Here is a 21,099-nt window from a genome sequence, read left to right on the forward strand (position 1 = left end):
GGATCACCTGGTGCTCGCGCTGTGTGCAGGTGGTTCGGTGATGCGCCGACGCCGCCTCGACGGTGGCGTCAGATCACGTGGATGTTGCCGTCCTGGTCGATCTCCCGGAGGCAGGTTCCGTGATCGTCCCGGGTAAGGATCGATGCGACGGTGGTTCGGCCGGTGGGGAGTACTCGGACACAGACTTGTCCGCAGGTGGCGGTGTGCAGGGTTGTCGATGCGGTCGTGTAGAGGACGTCGGCGAGGCGCTGGTCGAGGCCGTTGGGACTGAGGTCATCGATGAAGACCACGTTGACTCCGCGGGTGCGAGCACGGTAGGCGGCGTCGTCGAGTTCCAGCGTGGTGAGGATGGGAGCACGCAACCGATCACGGAGATGCGCCTCCAACAGTGCGCATTCGCTGCGTTCGAGTTCGGTGAGTTCGGTGCCGTCGCCGATGCGTTCGAGGAGGGGCCGAACGAGGCTGTCGAGATGACGCAGTTGCCGGCTTCGTTCATCGGCCACAGCGGCGTCCGAAGACAGTTCGACAATGCGTGCCGTGGTTTGGTTGCGGAGCGAGAACACGGCCTTGGCAGTGGGGCGGAGAGTGAACGACAGCAGCGCTGCCATTGCCAAGGGCGCCGCATCGATCGCCACGACAGAGACTCCGTAGGCCGCGCCGTACTCGGTCTCTGCTGCCCAGGCAGCGAACACCGCCACCATGCCGACGAGCCCTATCCAGGGCGCCACGCGGCGTCCTCGGACGTTCATGAAGCAGTAGATTGCGGTACCTGCGCCATGAATCCACAGCTGTAATACGGACTGTAGGACGGGTGGTGTGACCGAGAGAAACAGAGCGCAGGCCGCAGGCCCTGCTGCAGTCAACGCGACCGTCGCCGACTGCGGCAACGGGTCACCGGGCACAGCGATCAGTGCGATCGTCGCAGCGATCATCACGGTGGACGCGAGAGCGGCAGGCCAGGGACTGGTGACGTAGGAGATGGTCGCTACGGTAACGGCGATCATCGCTGTGAGGTAGCACGCCAAAATCAGCCAGGCCTCGCGAGTGCGCATTCCCAGGAGATCGCGTACGTCTTCATGGGGGTGCATCAGATGTTCGACCATTCGAGCAGGACGCGTGTGCCGTTGCCGCGGCTGGAGTCGATCGTGGCGCTACCCCCGGGGAACTGGTGCATCGGGTTGCGGATGCTCACAGCGATACCCAACCGCTCAGTGGGTACTGCTCGCGGATCGAATCCCACTCCGTCGTCGACGATCTCCGCCCCGAGTCGGTCTGGGTGCGCGGCCACAGTCACGGCAGTGGTGGCCGTTGCACCGGCATGGCGGCAGCTGTTGCGGACCGCTTCGCCTGCAGCGCCGGCGAGGGCACGGACCACCTCCAGCGGATACTGCTGCCCTTCGCGTGGCGTCGTATCGACGGTGATGATATGCAGTCCCGGATCGATTGCGGTACAGGCGGCGCGGATCTGCGCGAGCGCCTCCTCGGTGGGCACACCGAGACCCGTGGGGGTGGTCGTCGCGCTGCCGAGGTTGTCGAGGTCGGCCAGTGTCACACGCGCTTGGTGCGCGAGTTGGTCCGACGCGCCTTGTCGGGCGGCGGCGAGCAGTGTGGACATGATCCCGTCGTGGGTGAGTTGGGCGAAGCGTTGCCGTTCGGCGAGGCGGGCATGCAGCGCGGACGCCTCGGCTGTGGCGGCGTACGCCTGGGCGCGGGTCGAGTCGAGGATCGCGGCGATACGCATGGCCATGACGGCGGCGGCGAAGTAGATGAGGGAGAACGCGAATGCCCACGCCATATCGGGCAGCAACGGCCCGTTGAGTGCCGGGGCGCGCACGATGTGATTGATCGTGACCGTGGCGGGCACGACGATGCACAGGACCGAGAAGGCGTATGCCGGCCGGAAGGCGACGGCGGCCGCGATCGCGGCGAGTCCGCAGAACAGGGAGAACCACATGCTGTCCCCGTCGAGAAACCGGCCGTTCCATCCGAACCACCATGATCCGATCGTGACCAGGTAGCCGACGACGGCGGCGGCTGCTGCGATTTTGATGCGGCGTGCCGTGGCTTTCCATGACAGGAGGCCGACCGCGATACCGGTCCCGAATGTCACCGGCAGAGCAAGGACGGTCCACCAGGTGTCCATCACCTCCAACGAGGTGGTGATTGCCGGGATGGTCAGGACGGCATAGGCGAGGTAACCGACGCCGACGAATACTGCGAACTGTCGCAGGATCCGCAGACCTGCGGTCTGATCACGCTCGTCGTCGACGACGTTCAGCGCCGGAAGCGGCGGGGAATGGGAAGCCATCCGTCCTCTATCGCGCGTTTGTACAGATCTGTCTTGGTCGGTGCCGGGCGACCGGCGACCATGTACTTGGTACGGATCCGGTCGACATATTCCTTGACGGTCTCGGTCGACAAGCTCATCGACTTGGCGACCGCGGTGGTGGACGCGCCGGCAGCGTACAACTCGAGTACCCGTCGATGCTGGGGTGAGAGATCGACGAAACCGGGATCCGAGTCGAGGGCCGCCGCCCAGTCGATGGTCGGCACTGCCGCCCCGGCAGCGGCGTGTCGCACCGCATCGACGAACTCGTCCTCGGTCACGTTCTTGCGCAGCACCCCCAGCACGCCGGCGCTGGCCGCCATCTGCACCAGATACGGCTCGTCTCCCGAGGTGTAGACGAGTGTCGGTATTTCGGCTTCACGCAGCAGCTCGACATTGGTTCGCGGGGAGGAACCGTCTTCCAGGCGCAGGTCGAGCACAGCCAGATCGATTCGGGTCGAGGTCGTCAACAATTCTGGGACGGTGCTTGCTGCCGCGACGAGCTCCATGTCAGGTTGCTCGTCGATGATGGCGCGTAGTCCCCGCACCAGGCTGTGATGGTCGTCGACCACGCCGATACCCCACTGCACACTGCGCCGCTCTGGTTGCACGGCAACAATAATGGCCCACCGCGCCCACTGCCGAGCTGTCGGGAGGCACATTGTCGTCACCGTGTCGCCTACACTGCCGATGAACCGGGGTGAAAAGCACCGTGATGAACCCCCCTCGACATATCTGTCCGTGTCGCAGCATGCGAGCGCCACGCAGACCCCAGTGGTGAACAACGAGCATGCCTCGACCGGCGCAACGTACTGGCCTGTCGGGATTGCGGCGGTGCCGCATCCAGAGCATGGAGCATGCGTGCACTCGAGCCGGGTGATCGGGCCGTCGACGATCGGCGCGGTGGCCGAATACGGTTGTCGCAGGATGCGTGACGTAGCACCGTGGAGGGTCCGGGCAGGGTCTCGCCCGTATCCTAGGTGCGCTCTCCGTGAGGGTGCACCCCACGACAGTTACTTGTGCGCCGCGCCTCGGCAGATGGGCAGTGGACCAGGTCTCGACATCACTGTGGCCGCGACTGCCTTGCGTAGTGGGGGTACGTGCCTTGGTCCAGATGGCTTCGCAATGGTCATGGTTGTTCCTCTGTCCGGTCGAAGGGGGGATGCGTCCATGTCCATCCTGCAAGGACGTTCCGCCTGCAGGTATCGGCCGAACGACGGAACGATCGGGACCGGTGGTCCATGCGTATGCGGTGCCGCAGGTGGTGGACACAGTCGTTCTCTCGCCGGATCCGGGGCGCAGTACCCGCGCCCGCCGGCCGGAGGGCAGGCCCCTACCGATCGTCGGTGTGGACAGCTGGTTTACCGGGGAGCGTTTTCCTGATGTCGACGAGTTTCCCTGTACCGCCCCGAAGCGGCGAAGCGACCCGGTGAACAGCAGCGTCGATCTTGTCCCAAGATAGCCTGCGCGTCTTCACCTCTGCGGCCAAGACTCAGGAAACGGTCGGGGCGACAGTAGGTTCGTGAGCTTGTCGGGAGTTCCTAGATCGAGCTCGTCAGTCGATCGGATGAATCTTCGACTTCCATTGGGCTCTAGTGATTTTGATATGCCAGTATCAGCGCAACACAGCTGACCGGCTCACCGAGACGAGGAATCGACAATGGCACGCGTAGCCGAACGACAGTTGCCCCGCGTCAGTCATTTCACCAAGTGGATCCATCTGGCCGGTGATCGGTATCTGTTGATGAATCATCCACGCAACGTGTTGATGTTCACCTCGAGTCCGGTGGTCGAGGCGCTGGATGCCGGTCGCCTCGATGACATCTCTGCCGATGTGCGCAACCGCTTGCTGGCGCAGGGCTATCTCACAGATCTTGCGCCCGCTGACGAAGACGCATGGATCACCGGACGTATAGACGACCTGGAGAACTACTACGCCGCGGCCGGAGAACCGAAGAACTACTGTTTCATCACGACCTACCGTTGCAACCTGAGTTGTTCCTATTGTTTCCAGAGCAACGCCGAACAGCGCATCGTTACCAACCGCATGCTTTCGCTCGCCGACGCCGAAGCCGGTCTGCAGGTGATGGAGAACGAGACCGCCACTGTCGATCCTGGCGCCCCTCGATCACGCGTACTGCTCTTCGGTGGGGAGCCTTTGCTGCCTCGCCAGCGCGAGGTCGTCGACACCATCGTGCGTGGATGTCAACGCCTCGGCTACTCACTCGAGGCCACCACCAATGGATACTTCCTGGAGAAGTTCGAAGACCTGCTGGGACCCTCTCTGATCGAACATCTGCAGATCTCACTGGACGGCCCACCGGAGATCCACAACACCCGGCGTATACCTGTCAATGGCGCGCCGACTTTCGACAAGATTTGGCGCAACATCCAGCGGGCATTGGACAAGGGCTGCACCATCAGCCTGCGCTGCAATCTCGACCGCCGCAATCTCGACGGCTTCGTGAAGCTGGCGGAATTCCTCGAGGCACAAGGAACACTCGATCACCCCCGTCTCGACTTGCGCTATTCGCGGATCGTCCCTGATTTCGAATCCCGCGATGCAGTCGCCGACGTGGCACTCGACTACGACGAACTCGAATCACATCTGCTCGACGCGATCGAGACCCATCCTGTTCTGAAAAAGGTGCCTGCGCCCTCGGACATCCAGGACCTCGCCACCTGGATGCAACGACGGTTCCCGACCAAGACGTCACGCCATTGCGGCGCCGTGCAGCGCAACGTCTACTTCGGGCCCGATCGCGAAGTCTATCCGTGTCACGAAACGGTCGGGAAAGTCGAGCTGTCGATCGGTGTCTACCGCGACGGTGAAATCCGCTACAACTCCTCGCGGTCGAAATGGACCGACCGCAGACCTGACCAGCTGACGATGTGCCGTCGATGCCCCTACATTCTTGTGTGCGCCGGTGGCTGCGCAGCCCATGTCGACCTCGACGGAGAGCCACTGCAGAGCAATTGTGAAGGCTTCGATGCCAAATACTCGCTGGCCGTGCAACGCGCCTACCTCGGTGACAACACCGGTCTGGCCGAAGCGCTGGTAGCGGAAGGCTGCTGACCCCACGACCCCCGAAGCACACGCACTCGGAAAGGAGGTGAACATGGACCACAACACACGCGACGACATCATCGATCTGATCGAGGAGATCGAGGTGCGCGAAGAAATGAAGGGGCTGCCCACAATGTGCAGCTGCTTCTCCTTCGGCGGCTGATCGACGAGGTGGGCGGTGTTCGGGCCCGAGACGACCTCCACCGCCCACCTGCGCGGTTCGCACGACGATGAAGGAATCCGATGTATACGCTCTCACCCGAGGTCGAGCTGGTCGCGCCCCCCTTGATCTATGTCGACGGCCGGGTCTATCGGCTCGGACCCACCGCACTGGCCGTCGTCAGTACGCTTGTCGATGCCACGGCCGAGCTCGCCACTGACGACCTCGACGAGGTCGTACTCGCCCGACTTCTCGACCTCGGCATCGTGATCCGCGACGGCGCCGTATCCGGCGATGCATCCAGCCGGATACGCCATCCGCTGGCCATCCATGTGCGGTCCTACTCGACGACGCTCCTACGCTTGCTCCGGCATGCGGGCGCTCTCTATCCGTTCAGGACCACCGTTCACGCCGGTCTTGCCATCGCGGCGGGGCTGATGGTCTTCGTCTGGGCACTACGCGATGTGCACATGACCGGCGGTGTCGCCGGCTTGCTCATGCGAATCTCGATCGCCGAGATCATTGCCGCGGTGCTTTTCTCGGTCCTCGCGATGATGCTTCACGAGGCAGCGCACGTTGCTGCGACTCGTCATGCCGGATACCCGGTCCTCCGCGCCGGCCTGGGTATCTATCTCACCCGGATCGTCTGCTTCGTCGATCTGTCGGCTCTCGACCAGGCGGCACCTGCACAGCGCCGCCACGCCGACCTCGCAGGAATGGCCGCCGATTCGGCGCTCGTGGTCGTGGTGTGGTTTCTCGGCGGGATGCGGATACTTCCCAGTGACTTCGCCGCACTGGTCGCGGTCGGTTACATCTCCTCCCTGCTGTTCTCCCTCAATCCGTGGGCCAAGAGCGACGCGTACTGGTTTCTGCGGGACTGTCATCCCCGCCCCACCTTCGACCCGTCGAACTGGCTGTTGCAGCCGCGCCTGTATCTCGCCCGCGCTTTCTGCCGCCACGGTGGTGACACCGCGCTCTTACGGCACCATCTCATCGCGGGGGTGATCTGGCTGATCGTCTCGATCGGATGGTCGGCAACCGTCGCCATGAGCTTCCTGAACCAGCCGTCCTATGACAGCGGCCAACTCGGAAGCTGGGTGATGACAGCCGTCACTGTCGCACTGTCCCTCGTTGGCCTCAGCGCGGTGGCACTTGCTCTCCTGAAAGGTTCACAATGGCGCAATTCGTAATACCGGCAAGCGAAAACGCGAACCAGGCAGCGATCGATCTCTACCTCTCGGTCTTCGATGCGGCATCGGTCGACCAACGCATCGCCCTTCTCGCCGAGGCAGGCGTCGCTGCCGTCCCCGCCAGCAAGGCGCGCATGCTCGGACGCCGATCCCTTACCTGGGCCACCGCCGCCGAGGTCGGGGTGCAAGCCCTTGCCACCGTCCGCGACCCCGACCTGCTGTCGACTGCAGACGCCATCGTGGCGGCACTGCGCGTGGCACGAGGATTGGCGGAGGACTGCCGCTCGACCAACGACGTCGTCATCGACGAACTCTTCGCCGCCGCCTACTCCCTGGCACGCTCGGCCGCACCGTCGTCGGCAGCACTGGTGACCGTGCTCGCCGACTGTCGGAAGTACCATGAGGCTTTGCGCGGCGGTAATGCTACGCCGCGCACTTATCTCGGGGCTCTTCACACCCACTCCAACGGGGTCTGTGGTGCAGTACTACGTGAACTCCGGCTCGTCGACACCGAGATCGCCTCGCAGGTCCACGCTTTCGCGGTATCCCTCGGAGTCCTGTATCAACTCACCACTGATCTGCATGCAGCCGCCCATACGGTTTCCCCGAATTCCCTCACCCACACCCTTGTAGCGCAGGCGTCGGTGGACGAACAAATCTGGATGTCGGTCCTCGACGTGATCGCCGCGCGCAGTCGGCTGCTCCTGGACTCGATGAAGCAGGTAGAGCGCTATTACTCGCACAATGCACTCCTGCACGAAATCCTCTTGCGAGCCAACATCGTCTTGCGCGACTGCGCGAGACTGCTCCGCACATCGTCCCGACGGTGACTGCCACTGCCACGGCCTGAGTCGTCACGGGAAATCCGACCGATCGGATGCTGGTGGTCGCGTGTCTCCACGAACTCGTCCCTTGTCGAGTACGGCTTCGTTGGACACGACCAGAATCGTGTGTTACCTTATGGGCGAGCAAGGAGCTGACCCTCCCGGTTTTTCCGCGACAGTCAGCCTGGCCCTCGGTGTAGCTACGGCAGCCGGGGGCTGCTCGCTTTTCCGGGGCAAACGTATGAGCTTCTGACGTGGGTGACACGGCCGTGAAGCTTGCTTCACCCCGTGAGTGGGTATCTGCAGTGTTGTGGCCCGCAACCGCCGACTAATCCACCGGCTGCACGAAATGCACTTGATCCTTCACGATCTCGAACAGGGTGCTGGTTCTGTCGTGGTGGGTGAGCGTGCGCCTAAATGCCATGGAGACCACATCGGGAAGCCACAGCAGACGCTCTAGGCTCGGAGAGACCTGAATCTGCCGGGTATGGCGGGGAATCTTCGCTTCTGCCACCAGTTCACTGTGGTTCTTCCGGTCCTTGTTGCGGAAGTTCTTCTGATTCCGCTGTTCGAGGACGAGTAACTCGACGGGGTCCCATTTCCCTTCCGCTCCGCGGGCCAGCTCCATGGCCATACCCCGGTAGCAGGCGCGACGCGCCTGTTCGGCATCGTGGTCGGTTGCGTCGACCGGAACACGGTGGGCGATGACGCATGCTTCGGAACCATCGGCCAGAAACCCCAGCATATCCTCAGTTTGTTGACGGCCTTTCGTCGCGCCCAGAGCATCACGTGTATGCCAGTATCTGCCTCCGGCAATGTCTTCGAGTCCCTTGCGGAGTTCGTCCATGTCTTCGTGATGCACCACCACGGCAGTGAAGATGTAGAAAGTGTTGGCGGTGGTGATCACCGGATCGGGCGCCTGATAGGACTCGTCCAAGTACGCGACAGGTCCACGGGTCCGCGTGTAGGCCTCCGCGAGCGTGTCGCGCATCGTTTTGTCGTATCGCACACGGGGATCGTAGAGCGTTAAGGATGCCGGATCTGCCACTGCCGTGTAGGCCTTGCTCCCGTTGCCGGCGCGGAGGCACCGATCACGCGTTGCGGATGTGTCCGGCTCCGTGCGCTGTTGCAGCGTCAGCGGGGATCGGCAGAGCCGCGATCCCCGAGGTCGTCGGATGTGGCACACGGGCGCCGCGCGACCGCCCAGCGCGTGGCGTGCACCGGATACGCCGAGGTCCCCGGTGGGTATGTACCGGGGACCTCGGACGAACTTCACAGTCGGTCGAGGGTGAAGGCCGGGCTGCCGTTGGAGCTCAGGACATCGAGGTGATCACTTCCGTCGGGCTCAAGGAGGTAGGTGGCGTAGTTCTCCCCCTGCTGGATCCGCAGCACGTACCCTCCGTCGGAAGACTCGCCGAGGCTGCAGTACATCGGCCCCCCGATGTCGACGCTCATCAGCCCCGAACAGGTGCCGTCCTCGAAGAAGGACACCATCGGCGACGGTCCCGTGGACTGCCACATGCCCGTCAATTCCGGCGATGTCGAGCAGCCGGCGGTCAGCACGGTCGCCGAGGCGGCGCCGGCGAGCACCAGACCACGCATTGTTCGTCGCATCACTTCTCTCCGTTCTCGATGATGTCGTGCAGGACGAGGGCGGACCACTCGGCCGCCGACATCGGCGTGGAAGCCTCGGCGAACTTCGCCGTGTACGCCTGATGCGTGGTCGGGCCCGCCGCGGCGGATTCGGCAGTGAGATCGCAGATCAGGTCCCCGTGGAGGCACACCGAGAGCACCGGAGCGTTTTCGTCGAACTCCGCGCGTTGACCGAGGCTGCCCTCCATCACAGCGGTTTTCTCCAGCGACAAGGCGGTGTAGGGCTCACCGTCGTCGAGGGGGGTTCGGTAATCGAGACCGAGGGTGTTGGGTGAGGCGCCGTTGAACGCCGGGTCTCCGAAGAGCAGCACACCGCCGAGGTTGTCCTGCCCGAACGGTTTCGACTCGTGGAGGATCGTCTGTGCCAGATCACCGGCGATGTGACCACCCTGGCTGTAGCCGATGAGCACGATCTTGGTGTCGCTGCCACACACCTCGACCCACTCCTTCACAGTCGAGTATCCGGCGGCGTAGCCCTGGTCTTTTGAGGGCTTGTACTTGGACTTGTCGTAGCGTGCCCACGCCATGAGCTCGTTCTCGTCGAGCGCCGCCGGATAGTACAGCGGAGTACTGTCCGCCGAGACACCCCGCTCGTTCAGTTCGGCGACCAGTGTGGAAACTGCCTGCCACACCTCGGGGCCGTACCGGTCCTCGGGCACGTCCGAATCCGGCGTGTTGGCCCCACCCTGGTGGCTGCCGGGAATGCCGAGAATCATGTACTCGGAACAGACAATCGAGTTGAGGTCCTCCGCGTTCGCCACCGACGCCCCACCGGTCAGAGACAGCGCCAGCGCCGCCACCGCGGCCGACGCCCCACCTCGAACGATCTTCATGCCTCGACGCCTCGGCTTTCGCGAAGTCGAGGTCTTGCACGCGGATGCCGGCAGTGGATCTCGTGACGCCCCTGCTTCGACATTCCACGATTCGGCCTGTTCGGACTGCAGGTCCATGGTCTCGCCCTTCAGGTCGGTGCCCGCCGCCCAGGTTGGCGGGCTGCGATACAACTAGTACCAGTAACACCGTCAAACATCAATACAGATATTCGCGTATACGAGAATACGTACGCTTTCGGTATGCTCGTTCATCTGTGATACTGAAGAGACCTATTGCCGTTCCAGACAGGGGAGCTCTGAGAGCCAGTGGCAGCCAAGACGCCCCACACCATCTGCTTCCGCGCTTCGGATGCCGACCGTGAGGTCATCCAAGCCGTGGCCGACTACACGGGGCTGAGCCTTTCCGGGTTCGTGCGCTCGTTGGTCCTCGACCAGTGCCGAGTAATCATCGAGAAGGAAGGGGCCGGCGCGGTGATGGCGGCTGCGCAGAAAGCCGCGGATGCTCGCGCGAAGGAAAAGCAGAGCCAGGACAAGGCGAACACTCTCCTCGAGAATCTGCGCGCGTTTTCGTAGGGTCGGTTCATCTCCCGAAGGTCGTGGTGGTGATCTATTGCCATCGAGTCCTGGATTGGGATAATCTTCCAAACCCCGGCGAGAAGGATGTGAACGCTTGAGCGTCAGCAGCTATCAGGGTAAGGGCCGCACACGACACAGCACTGTCGCCAAGATGCGGCACCTTACGGCGCTGGCCGCCCTCACTACCGCACCTTCTGCGGCAGTGGTCGTAGGTACCAGCCCTGACGGCACGGCACTCCTCGCCCCGAACCCGAATGGGAGGGCGACGGCGAACACTCGCCGTGCCGACGAAATTCTCGGTAAGGCCACAGCCTGGCAGATGCTCGCTCTGCGACGTCACCCCTCGGACATGCTCAGGTCCCAGATCTCGCAGAACCTGCCGGATGCAGCAGGATTCCAGGCGCAGCAGAGATCCGGGGGAGACCTATCCAGCACTTCCCACCTACCACGACGTGGAAGACTGACCAATTCGAAATCCGACAAGCACATATGGTGGGACCACTCTGCGCACAGCAATTATGTACTTCCTGTCGCAGAAAGAGAATTGATCAGCGTCGGATAAGCCCTGTCGAGTGGTGGCCGAATCTCCTTTCACGGAATTCGGCCACCACTTCGTGGACACGGTCGAGGCCGTAGCCCGGCTGTATTCCCTCAGCAGTCAGAAAGAACAACTCACTGTCGGTCCTCCTGACGTACAAGGATTGTCGGGGCCGAGGATGAGCTACTGCAATTCGACGACCAGGACTTCATACCCCTCGGGGTACGGCGCGAGTTCACGAGACTGCGTGATCAGGGCATCGATCAGGTCGTCGATATGGGTATGCAAGTTCGACACCACGGTATCGAGACCCTCACCGAAGTGAGGCTCCAACGCCTGGAGGTCGCGGGTCAACAAGCTGCACAGGGAGATCAGCGCATCGCTGGTGGTCACCGCCGGGGTGGTGGCCAGATGGAAGAGAAGCTGAAGACGCCGTAGGCAGAACGCTACGTTTGCTTCGACTCGGGAGAATTCCGCATCGCTGCCCACCTGAATGCTGCCCAGGTCGAAGGTGTAGCTCTCGACCGAAAACTGCTTCTTCAGTTCTTCGAACACCCGTTGACAGGGAGAACCCAGGACGCGGAGCTCCACGGGCTTTTGTGCGGTATGTGTCGGTTTCATGCGGGAAGGTTACATTGGCACGTACCAGAACGGGTTTGGCGCCGGATGACATTGCTTCGGCTCGGCGCGAGTGAAATTCACCGCTGCTCTCGAGCGACCCTGATGCCCCCGGGGTGGTGCCACCCGTCTCATCGCAGGTGAGTCGGGCGCCGCAGCGACCGCGGCGGGGGTGCGCACGACACCGGTCCGGCGGCCGGTTGCCGACACCGGCGCGTCGTGTTCGACGCCGGACTTCCCGGACGACTACTCGTCGTGTCCGGCCATACCGCACATGGTCTTGCCGAGGGGTGTGGCTCCCGTGTGTATCGCTGGCAGGGGCCACCTGTCCAGGCGGATGTGATCGACGGTGAGTCGGTGCGGCCCAGGACTCCAGGGCGTCGCATGCCCAGATTCCGGGACATGTCATGATGGCGCGGTGAGCGTCGGTAGCTATCTGGCTCTGATGGGTATTTGGTTGGCCGGGATCGTCTCACCGGGGCCGGATGCTGTTGTGGTGATGCGACAGTCGGTCATGGGATCGCGCCGTCATGGGATTGCCGCAGCCCTCGGAATCGCCGCGGGGATCGCGCTCTGGGTGAGCGTGGCGATGCTGGCTGTGGCGGTCGGGTCCCCGAAGGTGCTCGCCGCCGTCCAGCTGATCGGTGTGGTGCTGTTGGTGTATCTGGCTGCGGAGACGCTTCGGGCGCGACCCCTCGCCGAAACCGGCGGTACCCGGCCACCGTCCCCGTCGGCGTCGTTTGCGCTCGGTCTCGCGACCAACATCACCAACCCTAAAGCGGTGGTGTTCTTTGTGGCCGTATTCGCAACGCTGATACCGCCGCACGCCACCGGATGGGACAAATTCGCCGTGGCGATCGTGCTGATCGTTTCCGAAGCCGTGTGGTTCGGTGCAGTCGCATGGTTCGCATCCACCACGGTCGTCGATCGCTGGTTACGGGCCCACGCGCACGCGTTCGCCCTCGCCACCTCCGCGGCGCTGGTCGTTCTCGCTGGGATCGTTCTCTGGTCAGGCATAACAGAACTGCTCACCTGAGCCCGTCGGCGACCTCGAATCGGGTAGTTTCCGCGCAGCGGATCTGCAGGCATCGATCGGATCCCACCGATCTTGTCGATGACATCGAAGCGCGTGCTGAGGCACTGCTCGAAGATCTGATGGGCGTGCTGGACAAAAGGGTGAATCCCCTGGATCGGCAGGGCCGCGCCGCCGTGGCGGTGCCGGGTACCGGCGCCCGGCACGGCGATTGCCGGGTGTCTGTCGGGGCGCTCGGGTCGGGGGAAGAAGGTGTGCCCGGCGGTGGTTCATTGGTGATCGTGATGGCTTCGGATGATGCCCGTCGGCGGGCCGACGAGCTGATCGCCGCGTTGAGCGCCGAGCAGCAGCGGGCGGTGGTCGATGCGTTACGCGCCGATGGTGCCCGGGACTGGCTCGACGAGTTGCTGCGCACCCCGGACCCGGTCGTCGGGGCGATCCCGAACCGGGTCCGCGGTTTCCGGGTCCGGCTCGACTTGATCGGTGCCCGGCCGCCGGTGTGGCGGCGGTTCGAGCTGCCCGGGGATCTGACCCTCGACCGGCTGCACACGGTGCTCCAGGCTGCGATGGGCCGGCTCGACTGTCATCTGCATCGTTTCCGCACCGGCAGTGATCCCCGGCCCCGTACTTCGTGACCGCCTTCGACGTCGAGGAAGGCGACGACGGGATGCTCGAGGACACCGTGCGACTCGATCAGCTGCTCACCGAGCCCGGTGATCGCCTCTGGTACGACTACGACTTCGGTGACGGCTGGGCTCACGTGGTGCAGGTCGAAGCGGTCCTCGACGAACCCCCCACCGCGGTGCGGTGTATCACCGGCCGCAATGCCTGCCCACCGGAGGACTGCGGCGGCATCTGGGGCTATGCGGACCTGGCGGCCTGGGTGCGCGGCGGCTGCGATCCGGCGGCGGTCCCGGCGCCGTTCGACACCGCCGACGAGGCCCACGACTGGCTGCCACTCGACTGGCATCCCGACCGATTCGATCCGGCCGAGGCCACCGCCGCGATCGCCGCGGCGATGACCGGCCCGGTTGCGGTACCCGCCGAGCTCGCTGCCCTGCGCACCCGACTCGAACTCCACGGTGACCCGGCGCTGACCCACCTGCTGGAACAGGCGAGCACCCATCCGGTGGTCGAGGTCGGCGAGTCGGCAGCCGCGCGGCTGCTCGAGCCGTACCTGCTGCTGCTCGAAGCGATCGGCGACGGGGTGAAGTTGACCGCCGCCGGCTATCTGCCCCCGGCGCTGGTCGAGGATCTCGCCGCCCGGACCGGCGTGACCGAATGGTGGATCGGCGCGGCGAATCGTGAGGATCTGACCGTCCCGGTGGCCCGGTTGCGGGCCAGCGCGCGCACCCTCGGCCTGATCAGTGTGCGGAAAGGACATCTGGCCCCGACCGCGGTTGCCCGCCGATACCGTGACCGGCCGCTGGCCTTGTGGCGGCGCCTGATCCCCGGCTGCCGGTGGGCAGGACTGACTTCGACCGGCAGGCCGGCTGGGTCACCGCTGCGGTGATCGCCGGCGGGGCGCCTGCCGAGCACTGGAGCACCGAGATCGCCGCCCTGTTGCAGGCACTGGGCTGGCGCAGCCAGGGCAGGAGTTCTCTGACTCTCGCTGCGGTCGGCAATCCCACCCTCGAGGTGTTCGACATCCTCGCCGGTTCCACCCGCGGCGGCCGGCCCACCGGCCGGCACCCCGCCGTGGCCGCCACCGCCCACGCAGTCATCACCCCTGTGACCCCCGACCACGACACGCGGTCCGGTATCGGGTAGGCATAGCGGAAGACCGCATCCAGTTCCGTCTCGTCGGTGATGTCGACGGTTTCGAGAACCGGTCGGGTTCCGGCGATCTCCCCGACACGGTCGAGCGCGCGAGCGTGCCCGGTGGACAGGTCCACCGTTACCGGATAGCGACGTCGGTGGCATGATTTTTCTGTGTGCGACAGATGATCGCGGCTTGTTCGGTGTAGAGCGGCAAGCTCATGGTCAAGTTCCTCGGCGCGGAGGTCCCCGAGACACCTTCAACCCGGAGGATGCGGTGACTCGTCCACTACCTCAAACAGGACCAGGGTTCACTCATGAAGGTCCCGGTCTTCTTCGAAGGCGGGAATTTTTCCGCTTACGGTGCCCGGTTCGACAACCACCAATGGCGTGCAATCGGTAACTGCGTATCAGGTGTTCTTCGGCTACGGAGGAGGTCAACACCACCATGGGGATGGCGGACAGCTCCGGATTGGACTTGATCTCAGCGAGCACGTCGAGGCCGGGGCAGATTCAGATCGAGTGGGATCAAGCCAAGAGCATGCTCACGGAACGTTTCGCCGTGGACGCCGATCGTGCCTTCGCGATGATGACTCGGGCCGGTGTTCTAGTCGAGCTGCAGGTGCCGGGCGGCAGTGACGGCGTCCTTGCGATTGTGGACGCCGAGTTTGCGGTACAGAGAACGCAGTTGGGTTTTGACGGTGTTGACGCTGACGAACTGCGATGCGGCGATGGCAGTGACTGTTCGTCCGGAGAGCAGGGCGTCGAGCACGGCGCGCTCGCGTGCGGTCAGTGTCAGCAGCGGTCGGTAGACCGGGAAAGTGGGAAAGCGTGTGGCGGTGTGGCTCAGGTCGAGGGGTAGTTCGACGCTGAGGTCTGCCAGTGCGGTCTGCATTGCCGGCGGCAGCAGTACGAACGGGCGCAGCATCCCGGAGTGCCGTGACAAGGTGACGGCCCGTTCGAGGTGCCCGCGAGCGTCGTCGACGTCGTCGAGGGCAGCGGCTGTGGCGGCACCGAGCACGGCCAGTTCCATCGAGGTGCGGACGGGACCGGCCGAGGTGGCGAAGTACTGGTCGACGATCTGCTGGGCGCCGGCCGGATCCGCAGCGAGCAACCGCGCCCGCGCACGCACCGGCACTGTCGAGGGGTGGGTGGACGTTGCGATCAGGTCTTCGGCTCGATCGAAATCGCCGCACGCGAGGTGCAGATCCGCCAGCACTGCGTCGATCAGGGTTGCGGAAAAGCCGTCGGTGCGCAGTGTCGAGTAGCGCTGTAGGTGGGACTCGATGAACCGCAGGCCGTCGGTCGGCATACCGGTGAGCAGTGCATGGTGTCCGCGGGTGTAGAGGACGTGAGCCCAGAACTCTTCGTTGTCGGCAGGGGTGCCGAGTTCGGTGAGGATGTCGAGCGCGGTGTCGGGTTCGAGTTCGTCGAGTGCGACGAGCGCGGCGGCTACACAGCCGGCGGTGCGGACGAGCTTTTCGCTGTCGCCTGGTAGGGGTGGGTGGCGTAGTTCCTCGTCGATCCATGCGTGAGCATCGACCAAAGTGCCTTCCAGCGCGCAGGTGAGCGCGAGTTTTCCGGCGGCGTCGCGTTCGACGAACGTCCCTGCTCCGGCGACATGCGCTCGTCGGAACATCGCGGTCGCATCGTCGGTTCGGTCGACGAGCAGATAGGTGATGCCGACGTGAAGGTAGTAGAAGGCGTAGGCGTGGCGGATGTGCTCGTCGAGTTCGTCGAAGACCGCCAGCGGGTGGTCGGAAGCGGCATCGCAGACCTTGGCGGCCTCGAGGAACTGGCCGTCGATCCGCAGCATCATTGCTCGCATGACGACTTCGGCAGGTTCGGGTCCGATACCGACCGCGACGTCGGGTTCGGCGGTGACCACGGGGACATCGCGCGGTGCGGAGAATTGCCGGTGTAGTCGGCGGATGGCTTTGATCGTGGGGTGGGTGTCGGCGATCTCTGTGGGAATGCGTTCGACCAGTGCTGCGCCGAGTGTGTCGAGGAAACCGCCGGTGTACAGCGTTGTCCAATGTTCGTCGACGATGTCGAGAGCACGCTCCCAGTGGCTGCCGTCGATGGCGTGGGTCAGTGCGGTGTGCGGATCCCCTGCGCGGAGTAGGGCATCGATTGTTGCGGTCTCGGTGGCGTGCAGGTCGGTTGGATGGTGGTGCTCGGCGATGCGTCGCAGTGAGGTACGGACCGGTTCGGGATAGCACCATCTCCGCGGGCCGCTGTCCTGCCCTTTGTGCGGGCTGGGGTCGAGGAAGCCGGCGGCGATCATGGTGTGGGTGAAGGCGACAATGTCGGAGACATCTGGCAGTGAGAAGTCCGAGTGGTCGGTGCTCGACGGCTCTTCTGGGAGTGCGGTCAGGGCTGCGGATGCGAGGATCGATCGCCGCAGTGGTGTGACGTCGGGATCGTCGAGAGCGCGCAGCACCGCTCGATCGATCGCATGATCGATAAGTTCGTCGAGGTCGTCGATGACGATCCCGAGAGAGCCTGCAGTGTGCTGTTGCAAGCTCTCGCGCACGGCGTCGACCAGAGCGGGTAGTCCTGTAGTGCGACGAGTGATCCATTGCACCGTGCGCTGAGTCTGTGGCCCCGCTGCTGCGCCCAGAATCGCGATGGTTTCCTCGGCGGCGCATACAAGCTCGGTCGCCGAGAGGATTGTGCGGTGGGCGCCCGCGTCGACCACCTGCTGCCAATCTCCGGGTGTCCGTGTGGTGGCGATGATCCGAAGGTGGGGGCAGAGATCGAGCAGAGCGGTGACGTACGGTTCGATCCGGTGGACGCGGTCGACAGCGTCGAGGATCAACACGATCTGTTGCTGCAGTGCAGAGAGCACGGCGGACAGTGCATCGAACGAGGCGAGTCCGCTTTCCGCTCGTGTGGCGCCGGTTCGCGCGTATACCGCCGATAGGACGTCTGTCCAGTACGCGTCTGGGGTACTGGTGCCGGCGGGAGCAGTCACGGGTACGACGAGTGCGTCGGGATCTGCTTTGCTCAGCAGCCACGACCGCGCCAGGACCGTTTTTCCCGAGAACCGGTTGCCCTGTACGACGACCAGCCGCGTCGTGCCCGACAATATTGCGAACAACCGAGCACGAGGGGACATGTCGCTGTCGAACACTGTCGGGAACCTCAGCTTCCATTCGGTGGATGAACGCAGACCCCGACAACCCGCAGACCCATCCCGCTGATACAAAAAGCAATACACATTTTATCGTGGGGGTCGGAGCTCGGGTGGTGCAACAGTTGGAAAGTGGTGCAACTCTCGCGGAGTTCTCGGGTGGCTCCACGCGATCGAAGGGGCCCCGACGCTCGGCGGCACGCGCATGACGAGACGCGGTCTTAAGGCCGCGGTGTAGGTCGGCTCTGGCCACGATGACCTGTACCGGTCGGGGGCGGGGAGCGGATGCGCGCTGCAGGGTGGGCTCTCGTACGGTGCCAAGGATGGATTTCGCCGAGCTGACCGTTGCGACCTGGAACACGACGTGGGCGAGGGGGGTCGGGTACGCGTGCTGTGCGTGTGCGGCGTCGGCTGCGGGAGGTGCGGGCGGATGTGCTGGTGGTCATTGAAGGTTACCGCGACCTGCTCCCCGTGAGGGACACCTCGTCGATGCGGGCGAGGACTGGGTCTACGACACTACGCCGCATCCGCACCGGCGTAAGACTCTGTTGTGGTCAGGCCGTCCGCTCGTCGAGGTGAGCGCCCTGTCCACAGGCGCGGGCGCCGGCCGGGTTGTCGTGGCCCAAACATCGACGCCGATCGGACCGGTGAGAGTCCTGGCGGTGTGCATCCCATGGGCAAGTGCGCATGTGAGCACCGGGCGTTGCGATGCGACCCCGATGGTCCGAGCATCTGGACTGCTGCGATCAGCTCGAGATGCTGGCAGCGCGATTCGATCCGTGCATTCCGACTGTCGTGGCCGGGGATTTCAATCAGCGACTTCCTCGCCGGGGCCAACCGGAAATCGTGTACGAGCGACTGTGCCATGTGGTGTCGCGCTGGACGCTGCACACCACCGGTGACCTCGAGCATGGGCCATCGATCGACCGCAACGCCTCGAACCTGCGCTGCACCTCGGTGCGCACCTGGCCGGGCCGCGACGAGTGCGGGCTCTCGAGTGATCGCGCCGGCGTGGTGTGCACCCTGCGTCACGCGCCAGCGGGCTCGCCCGCCCGATGAGCAAGTCCTGCGTCGAGGCGTCAGGTCTGCTTGATCACGACAGTGGTCTCATTTCGCGCTGGTATGGCACAGCGAGACGTCAAAAGCGTTCTCAAGAATGTTAATTCAGGTAACAGGCACCGAGGGTAACGGAGTGGCTGGGGGGCGATCAGCACCCGGTGCCTCGATAGGATCGAAGTGATGAATCTTCTCCACCCTTCGTCGGCGACGCGAAGCGCGAAGAGTGTGAACACAATACGAGTCGATCGTCGGATCGATGCGATGTCTTCGCCGATGATGAAAGGGGATTGGTTCGGCAATCCCACTCGAACTTGCGAATGCTATTGCGTTTCTTTGCATTGCCAAGGTAGCTTCTTTGGAGTTCGGCGTGATTCCTTGCAGGGGAGGGCAAGTGTCACCCGGACGTGCGCCCCGCACGGTGTCGACCGGCCATCCCCCCGACCGACGTCGGCACCATCGTCGGGCGTAGCTGTGTCGATGTCCGCCCCCCGCGCATCGGCAGGCGTTCCGACGCTGTTCCCCTGTCGCGTCGGAACCCCCCGTCGGTGCGGCTGTGTCCGTCGCCGCGCCGACGGGGCCACCCTTCCGCAGTGCCCATGCCGTGACCGTTGCGGCCGTTTCGCACCTTCGGTGCGCTGTATCCGACAGGCCGGCGCGGCGACCGGTGAACCGGTGTGCACGGTGTCTGTTAGCGCGGCACCGGTTGCCGGGAATCCTGCGGGCGATAAACCGATTCGTAGCTTGTGCCTGGACGTGTCTGGCTGGAGATCGCCCCGGCCACGACCAGTCCGGCAGCTAGCAGTATCGCCACCGCCCCGGCGACGATCCACCAGTTGATCCTGCGGCGTCCGGCGACGATCTGCCTGCGGGGGCGACGCGGGATCGGATCGAACCCGGTCGGGCTGGTCGCTCTCTGCGGGGAACGGGCATGTCGCCGCGCACCGGTCTGCCGTCGAGGGATGGAGTGGTGATCGACCTGCGGAATCGGGCAGGCGTCATCGCCGGAGTAATCGTTTACCTGATGGGTCATCGAGACCTCGCCTGTCGAAACTGCGCAATACGGTCATTGCGCCCGTGTGAAGACAGTGTGCCACGGCGAGCGCCACCGGTCTCTCTGTGCCTGGAAGCCGCTGTTCGTTATCGCGTGATGCCTCACCCTGAAGTCGAGCGCGGATACGGCGCTTCACCACGCTTGTCGCCGTGGAGATTCTCCGAGAGCTCGGTGATGTTCTCGGTGGCTTTTCGCCGCTCGTGGTCGGCATGTGCGCTGGCGCCGACCGCGACGGCCATGAGCGCAACGGCGCGGTCACCACCGGCGCACCCCCGCGGCCGCCTCACCGGCAGCGAACGGACCACCGCCCAGGACGTCGGCTACGGGCTGCGTCAGCTCACCGATGTGGTGGTGCGGGCCCTGTCCCCGGGTATCAACGATCCGACCACTGCGGTGCACGGACTGGTTGCGTGCACCGCAGTGGTCGTCGAATTGCTGCCCGCCTGCCTGGGGGCCGTATACGGTATGCGACTCCGATGACCGGGCCCGCGTGGTGATCGCCCGTCCGACCTTCGCCGACCTACTGGATCTGGTGTGCACACAGCCGTGGATCTACGGCGCCGGAGACCCCGAGATACTCGAGACGCTGCTGTCGATGCTGCGTCTGGGTCGCATGGAAAGCGGTCACCGACGAGCAGTGCACCGCGATCGCCGATCAACTCGCACGGATACGCCAACACATCCACGATCACGACGCCGCGATCCGGCAAGATCTCGAGCATCGCGCCACCGAGGTGCAGGAGGCCCTCACGCATCGGTAAACCCCGCACCCACGGTTCTGTGCACCCGCGGTGACGGAAACCCTTCTCGGGTAGGTCGCGCATTCTGCACCGCCCATGAAAAGGGAACATCATGGCTACGTCGCCTTCCCTCCCCACCTGTCACTCGCTCACCGCCACGCCGGTCCAGACCGCAGCGCTGGTGATCGGAGTGATGTTCCTGCTCATCGGCATCGCCGGGATCGCCGCCGCCCGCATCCCCTCGGCCGCCGGGATCTATCTGCTCCTCGGGGGCCTGGTCTATCTGGCGCTGTGGGTGTTCGGACTGTTGGTCGACAAGGACGGCGCTGTCAACTTCATTCCACTCAACAGCGTCGACGATTGGCTGCACGTCACCCTCGGAGTGGGCATGATCGGGCTCGGAATCCTGCTCACCCGAGGGCGCCGGGTTGACAAGAATTCCGTGTCCTGGCCGGTGTCGCTGCCCGTAGTCGGGTCGGGCGCTCGTGATCGCCTCCGGCTCCGGCCGGGCCCGGCGGCGAACGTGGATGTAGGTCC

21 protein-coding genes and 1 pseudogene are annotated in these 21,099 nt (G+C 64.4%); 12 read left to right on the forward strand and 10 right to left on the reverse strand.

Annotated elements, in window-relative coordinates:
* Positions 1-68 precede the first annotated feature (68 nt).
* From C6Y44_RS26540 to C6Y44_RS26550, 3 genes are read right to left on the reverse strand one after another with little or no spacing between them, the layout of a single operon-like run.
* Entirely contained in the window at positions 69-1,103 is a 1,035-nt protein-coding gene (locus C6Y44_RS26540) for a hypothetical protein (RefSeq protein WP_192378964.1), read from the reverse strand.
* The gene (locus tag C6Y44_RS26545) at positions 1,088-2,308 is read right to left on the reverse strand and encodes a sensor histidine kinase (RefSeq protein ID WP_192378965.1); all 1,221 of its coding nucleotides are present in this window, start codon (positions 2,306-2,308) and stop codon (positions 1,088-1,090) included. The genes C6Y44_RS26540 and C6Y44_RS26545 overlap by 16 nt, the downstream gene beginning before the upstream one ends.
* On the reverse strand, positions 2,275-2,937 hold the full coding sequence (locus C6Y44_RS26550) for a response regulator transcription factor (RefSeq protein WP_225623869.1): 663 nt from the start codon (positions 2,935-2,937) through the stop codon (positions 2,275-2,277). The genes C6Y44_RS26545 and C6Y44_RS26550 overlap by 34 nt, the downstream gene beginning before the upstream one ends.
* 1,049 nt (positions 2,938-3,986) lie before the next feature.
* Here C6Y44_RS26550 and C6Y44_RS26555 point away from each other — a divergent pair.
* The 3 genes from C6Y44_RS26555 to C6Y44_RS26565 all read left to right on the forward strand — a co-directional run bounded on the left by C6Y44_RS26555 (position 3,987) and on the right by C6Y44_RS26565 (position 7,573).
* Entirely contained in the window at positions 3,987-5,402 is a 1,416-nt protein-coding gene (locus C6Y44_RS26555) for a radical SAM/SPASM domain-containing protein (RefSeq protein WP_192378967.1), read from the forward strand.
* 234 nt (positions 5,403-5,636) lie between these two features.
* A complete protein-coding gene (locus C6Y44_RS26560) occupies positions 5,637-6,743 on the forward strand; it encodes a hypothetical protein (RefSeq protein WP_192378968.1) in 1,107 nt (368 codons plus the stop codon).
* Entirely contained in the window at positions 6,728-7,573 is an 846-nt protein-coding gene (locus C6Y44_RS26565; protein ID WP_192378969.1) for a hypothetical protein, read from the forward strand. Before C6Y44_RS26560 ends, C6Y44_RS26565 begins: the two co-directional genes overlap by 16 nt.
* 322 nt (positions 7,574-7,895) lie before the next feature.
* Here C6Y44_RS26565 and C6Y44_RS26570 read toward each other — a convergent pair whose 3' ends face one another.
* The 3 genes from C6Y44_RS26570 to C6Y44_RS26580 form a co-directional block, all read right to left on the reverse strand.
* A complete protein-coding gene (locus C6Y44_RS26570; protein ID WP_225623870.1) occupies positions 7,896-8,576 on the reverse strand; it encodes a hypothetical protein in 681 nt (226 codons plus the stop codon).
* Between the two features lie 263 nt (positions 8,577-8,839).
* Complete coding sequence (locus C6Y44_RS26575) at positions 8,840-9,181, reverse strand: hypothetical protein (protein ID WP_192378970.1); 342 nt, start codon at positions 9,179-9,181, stop codon at positions 8,840-8,842.
* Positions 9,181-10,053: a cutinase family protein gene (locus C6Y44_RS26580; protein ID WP_192378971.1), complete on the reverse strand. Its 873-nt coding sequence runs from the start codon at positions 10,051-10,053 to the stop codon at positions 9,181-9,183. Before C6Y44_RS26580 ends, C6Y44_RS26575 begins: the two co-directional genes overlap by 1 nt.
* A 306-nt stretch (positions 10,054-10,359) precedes the next feature.
* Here C6Y44_RS26580 and C6Y44_RS26585 point away from each other — a divergent pair, with 306 nt between their 5' ends.
* The gene (locus C6Y44_RS26585; protein ID WP_192378972.1) at positions 10,360-10,626 is read left to right on the forward strand and encodes a plasmid mobilization protein; all 267 of its coding nucleotides are present in this window, start codon (positions 10,360-10,362) and stop codon (positions 10,624-10,626) included.
* A gap of 724 nt (positions 10,627-11,350) precedes the next feature.
* Here the strand turns inward: C6Y44_RS26585 and C6Y44_RS26590 are convergent.
* Positions 11,351-11,788 carry a hypothetical protein gene (locus C6Y44_RS26590; protein ID WP_192378973.1) on the reverse strand — a complete coding sequence of 146 codons (438 nt, stop codon included), beginning with the start codon at positions 11,786-11,788 and terminating at the stop codon, positions 11,351-11,353.
* Between the two features lie 415 nt (positions 11,789-12,203).
* Between C6Y44_RS26590 and C6Y44_RS26595 the strand changes: the two genes are divergently transcribed.
* From C6Y44_RS26595 to C6Y44_RS28260, 4 genes are all read left to right on the forward strand, one after another.
* Positions 12,204-12,821 carry a LysE family translocator gene (locus C6Y44_RS26595; protein ID WP_192378974.1) on the forward strand — a complete coding sequence of 206 codons (618 nt, stop codon included), beginning with the start codon at positions 12,204-12,206 and terminating at the stop codon, positions 12,819-12,821.
* A 140-nt stretch (positions 12,822-12,961) separates the two neighbouring features.
* Positions 12,962-13,453, forward strand: a complete 492-nt coding sequence (locus tag C6Y44_RS28355) for a plasmid pRiA4b ORF-3 family protein (protein ID WP_263869924.1) — start codon at positions 12,962-12,964, stop codon at positions 13,451-13,453.
* Positions 13,450-14,331, forward strand: a complete 882-nt coding sequence (locus C6Y44_RS26600; protein ID WP_263869925.1) for a plasmid pRiA4b ORF-3 family protein — start codon at positions 13,450-13,452, stop codon at positions 14,329-14,331. The genes C6Y44_RS28355 and C6Y44_RS26600 overlap by 4 nt, the downstream gene beginning before the upstream one ends.
* On the forward strand, positions 14,280-14,588 hold the full coding sequence (locus C6Y44_RS28260) for a hypothetical protein (protein WP_225623871.1): 309 nt from the start codon (positions 14,280-14,282) through the stop codon (positions 14,586-14,588). The genes C6Y44_RS26600 and C6Y44_RS28260 overlap by 52 nt, the downstream gene beginning before the upstream one ends.
* A 595-nt stretch (positions 14,589-15,183) precedes the next feature.
* Here the strand turns inward: C6Y44_RS28260 and C6Y44_RS26605 are convergent.
* Positions 15,184-17,697: a helix-turn-helix transcriptional regulator gene (locus C6Y44_RS26605; protein WP_192378975.1), complete on the reverse strand. Its 2,514-nt coding sequence runs from the start codon at positions 17,695-17,697 to the stop codon at positions 15,184-15,186.
* 771 nt (positions 17,698-18,468) lie between these two features.
* Here C6Y44_RS26605 and C6Y44_RS28270 point away from each other — a divergent pair.
* Complete coding sequence (locus C6Y44_RS28270) at positions 18,469-18,771, forward strand: hypothetical protein (protein ID WP_225623872.1); 303 nt, start codon at positions 18,469-18,471, stop codon at positions 18,769-18,771.
* 688 nt (positions 18,772-19,459) lie between these two features.
* Here C6Y44_RS28270 and C6Y44_RS26615 read toward each other — a convergent pair.
* Together C6Y44_RS26615 and C6Y44_RS28275 are read right to left on the reverse strand one after the other, a co-directional pair.
* Positions 19,460-19,801: a hypothetical protein gene (locus C6Y44_RS26615; protein ID WP_192379117.1), complete on the reverse strand. Its 342-nt coding sequence runs from the start codon at positions 19,799-19,801 to the stop codon at positions 19,460-19,462.
* A gap of 122 nt (positions 19,802-19,923) precedes the next feature.
* Positions 19,924-20,061 carry a hypothetical protein gene (locus C6Y44_RS28275; protein WP_225623896.1) on the reverse strand — a complete coding sequence of 46 codons (138 nt, stop codon included), beginning with the start codon at positions 20,059-20,061 and terminating at the stop codon, positions 19,924-19,926.
* Between C6Y44_RS28275 and C6Y44_RS28360 the strand changes: the two genes are divergently transcribed.
* The 3 genes and pseudogenes from C6Y44_RS28360 to C6Y44_RS26625 all read left to right on the forward strand — a co-directional run.
* Positions 20,060-20,302 (forward strand): DUF2254 family protein, encoded by a 243-nt coding sequence (locus C6Y44_RS28360; RefSeq protein ID WP_254072962.1) that lies wholly within the window; start codon positions 20,060-20,062, stop codon positions 20,300-20,302. The two genes, C6Y44_RS28275 and C6Y44_RS28360, sit on opposite strands and share 2 nt — an antisense overlap.
* 13 nt (positions 20,303-20,315) lie before the next feature.
* Entirely contained in the window at positions 20,316-20,747 is a 432-nt protein-coding gene (locus C6Y44_RS28365) for a DUF2254 domain-containing protein (RefSeq protein ID WP_263869927.1), read from the forward strand.
* A gap of 8 nt (positions 20,748-20,755) precedes the next feature.
* Positions 20,756-20,956, forward strand: a pseudogene (locus C6Y44_RS26625) (DUF4383 domain-containing protein); the annotation flags it as partial.
* Positions 20,957-21,099: the final 143 nt, after the last annotated feature.

It is taken from the genome of Rhodococcus rhodochrous, assembly GCF_014854695.1.
Taxonomy (GTDB): domain Bacteria; phylum Actinomycetota; class Actinomycetes; order Mycobacteriales; family Mycobacteriaceae; genus Rhodococcus.